Below are 2,971 nucleotides of genomic sequence, written 5' to 3' on the forward strand. Positions count from 1 at the left end.
GTGCGCACTTCAGGGCATCTTCGGGGGCAACATTCCTACACTTAACTGTGAGAGGTGCATTATGAGATCACCGTCGGTATCCCCAACGGCCTCGTTCCCGCACCCCCGTCCTTTGGTATGTCAATCCGCAAGACCGGCGGCGGCAGGTAGCTGCCAGATGACATCCGATTCCAGATTCGGTACAGATTATTCTTCAGGTCTGCCTCGAATTCCTTCATCGACTGTCCATCCACGCCCGCCGCCCCACGGTTGGCCTTCACCTGCTGATACGCTTCCCACACCTCACGTTTGGAAATACAAAACGGTTTTGCCTTATCCATGCGGATCCTCCCCTTGCGGGTTGCCCGCAGCATAAAGCCAGACGATGACGTCCCTTCGGTCCAGCCCCATTACAGGACCCTCAACCCTACTACGGACGTCTCCGCCCCTGTGCCCCGCATCGGTACTCTCATCCTTGCGGAGTCCTTCCGCTTGGATTTCTCCCTTCGCATCGGGACGACAGGTTCCCAAGTTCCTTACCGAAGCCTGAATCAAAGTCACGCCGCCTTTATGCCGGATGCCGATTGGGCCGTCAGCAGGCATCGCCCAACCCTTGTCCCGGAGTCTGCAATCCCCCCGGTTTTGACATCGATTAAGATTCTTACGACACGTCATCAGCGGTTCACTCGCGTTCGTCTCTTTGACTCTCACCTGCCGGGGTTGCCCCCGACTTTTCCAACAACGCTCACCACGAGGGCTCTTTACCCACGCAGCTTGTGGCGGTTTGAAGCCTGCTCCTGCAAGCCGACTTCGAGGGGCCGTCCCTCATCTTCGATAAAGCATCGCAAACATCGGTCAACTGATGCTCACGTTCTTGGCACACATTGCAGTGAAATCAAAGGGACCTCAAAGTACCATGACCCCAAGTTGAAGGACGGAGGTTGCCGGCCCAGGATCGGAAGCCATGCGCGCATTGTAGGTGGCTCATTAGCCTCTAGGTAGCGAACATCGTCGTCATCCCCGATTTAGCGCGGTCTCCTTTCCCGGTTCCGTTTTCTTGTTCCTCGTGAACCTCTTTTCCTAGATGTGGAGCATTGAAAGCACGGCCAGAGTGCCACCAATCGCGCCAACCCCATACGAAGCCACCTGCAGCCATCGGCGCCGTGTGAGCAGCGTAATTGCCGCCAGTGCAATTGAAACCTGAACTGCAACCACGGCCTGCGCCCAGCGATGGTGATGGTGCACGGCCTTCTCACTTGCCTCGTCCGCGTCCTTGGCCGCTCGCTCTTGCGCCTCCGCCTTTTGCCGAATTTGTTCCTTCTCTGCCCCGTAGCGCAACGCTTCCCGTTTGGCGCTGACTTGATCCACTCCGGGCAGCTGTGCAGTCAGTTCTGCAATGGCCTGTTTCTCCGCCGGCGACTTAACGTGCCGGCCGGGAGTCCAGCTTGTCGACGGAAGAACGACACATCTAAGCTCTTCCATTGGTACCCCAGGCTGGGAAGCAACATGGCGCCCGAACAACGTCCGCGCCGTTGTCCCGTTGAATTCAACGGCCCTCAATTGCGGAAATTGCCCAAACAGACCCGCAAAATCGCTCGCGATCTCATTCTTGATCGCTGAGTCCAAGCTCGCTTTTCGATCCGCGCTGCGCAGCACATCCCAGACCGCGATACCGTGACGCAGAAGGAAGGCGACTCGATCTTCATATTCGTCCTGGACTTCCTCCGAGTAGACCTTCCCCAGAATCTGCCACAACTGATTGGCGCCATGCGCGTAGTAACGCTGAAGCCGGAGTGATTCGTCTCCGGGAATGGTGCCAAGAATCAGGTGCGTGCAATTCGCATCGACTATCGGGGCAAGCCCTTCCGTTGGCGTTGCGATCTCCACGTTGTCATCGCTTTTCTGTTATCTAGTGCGCGAGGACCGCCCCGAGATTGAGTTCATCGGCAACTTTCTTCAATCGCTTGTCGCGCGTCCAGATGGTGATGCCTGGTTGTAGACGCGCGGACGCCAACAGTGACGTGTCGACATATCCAATTCCACGATTGAACAAACCTTCGCGCTCGATCAAATAGAACGTCTCCTCCGGCGTTGCAACTGGCGCGCGCGGCAGATCAAGCAACGCGCCAAGCACGACATCACGGTCACGCAGACTACCGAGCGAAATCTCGCCTATCACATATGGATGAGCCAGTACACGCCCCTCGGCTAGCAGGCTAATCAGCATAGGATCAGAAGCGTTGATGTGGTCAATCCAGACCGACGTGTCGACAAGAATCATTCGACGTCCTTCATTCGACGTCCTGCCGGCGACGCGGTGCCCCCTTGATGCCCGGTTGGCTACCGCCAAGATTCGCGAGTCGTTTCGCGGCTTCACGCTGGATCAAGGCCTTTAGCGCTTCGCGCACGAGTGCCGTTTTCTCCTCCAGCCCCGTATAGGCTTGGGCCTTGGCGATCAAGTCGTCATCAAGCGCAATTGTCGTACGCATGGGAACCTCCGTCAGGACAGGCACCGATTATAGCATCGTTTGATGCTTATAATAGTGCATTTTGTCGTCTCGAATGACCGTCTTGATCTCGGCGCCCCGCTCTCCGATATATGGGCCCAGCTTGTCGCGTAATAGCAAACACTCGGTGTTGTTGTGTTGGTTTACGCCCGCCAGATCCAGGACGGCGCGCGCTTGGTTTTGACGCCATTTTTCGCACTCGAAGGAAATCTCTCCCAAGCCCCGCCTAGGTTTGCGGGCGATTCGCGATGACACGGCCCGCCTTGGCACACTCCATGCGTTTGTACCTCCCGAGCGCAGAAACAATGCTCAAACCAACCGAACCCAAGTCCCAATCGCTCCCAAGGAGAACTGCCATGACTACCACCCTCACCATCAAGGACCTGTCCGTCACCGAAGAACTCGACACCCGCGCCATGCGCGCCGTGCGCGGCGGCTTCGTGCCCTTCCTGCCCGTGTTCAGCGCGGTCAAGATCGACTCGACC

Annotated in this window: 4 protein-coding genes; all 4 read right to left on the minus strand. The window is 57.3% G+C overall.

The window, feature by feature from the left end; all coding sequences use genetic code 11:
• Positions 1-59 precede the first annotated feature (59 nt).
• The 4 genes from ACGLHR_RS51245 to ACGLHR_RS51260 all read right to left on the minus strand — a co-directional run bounded on the left by ACGLHR_RS51245 (position 60) and on the right by ACGLHR_RS51260 (position 2,468).
• Entirely contained in the window at positions 60-320 is a 261-nt protein-coding gene (locus tag ACGLHR_RS51245; RefSeq protein WP_400103727.1) for a hypothetical protein, read from the minus strand.
• A gap of 739 nt (positions 321-1,059) precedes the next feature.
• Positions 1,060-1,866, minus strand: coding sequence for a DNA-deoxyinosine glycosylase (locus ACGLHR_RS51250; protein WP_400103729.1), 807 nt, complete (start codon positions 1,864-1,866; stop codon positions 1,060-1,062).
• Between the two features lie 22 nt (positions 1,867-1,888).
• A complete protein-coding gene (locus ACGLHR_RS51255; protein ID WP_400103731.1) occupies positions 1,889-2,260 on the minus strand; it encodes a type II toxin-antitoxin system VapC family toxin in 372 nt (123 codons plus the stop codon).
• A gap of 10 nt (positions 2,261-2,270) precedes the next feature.
• On the minus strand, positions 2,271-2,468 hold the full coding sequence (locus ACGLHR_RS51260) for a type II toxin-antitoxin system VapB family antitoxin (RefSeq protein WP_006159576.1): 198 nt from the start codon (positions 2,466-2,468) through the stop codon (positions 2,271-2,273).
• Positions 2,469-2,971 lie beyond the last annotated feature (503 nt).

It is taken from the genome of Cupriavidus sp. CuC1 (assembly GCF_044627735.1).
Taxonomy (GTDB): domain Bacteria; phylum Pseudomonadota; class Gammaproteobacteria; order Burkholderiales; family Burkholderiaceae; genus Cupriavidus; species Cupriavidus ulmosensis.

Bases quoted from the DNA above. Each gene is read 5' to 3' on its own strand.
- ACGLHR_RS51245 (WP_400103727.1), bottom strand. From the start codon at position 320: ATGGATAAGGCAAAACCGTTTTGTATTTCCAAACGTGAGGTGTGGGAA.
- ACGLHR_RS51260 (WP_006159576.1), bottom strand. From the start codon at position 2,468: ATGCGTACGACAATTGCGCTTGATGACGACTTGATCGCCAAGGCCCAA.
- ACGLHR_RS51255 (WP_400103731.1), bottom strand. From the start codon at position 2,260: ATGATTCTTGTCGACACGTCGGTCTGGATTGACCACATCAACGCTTCT.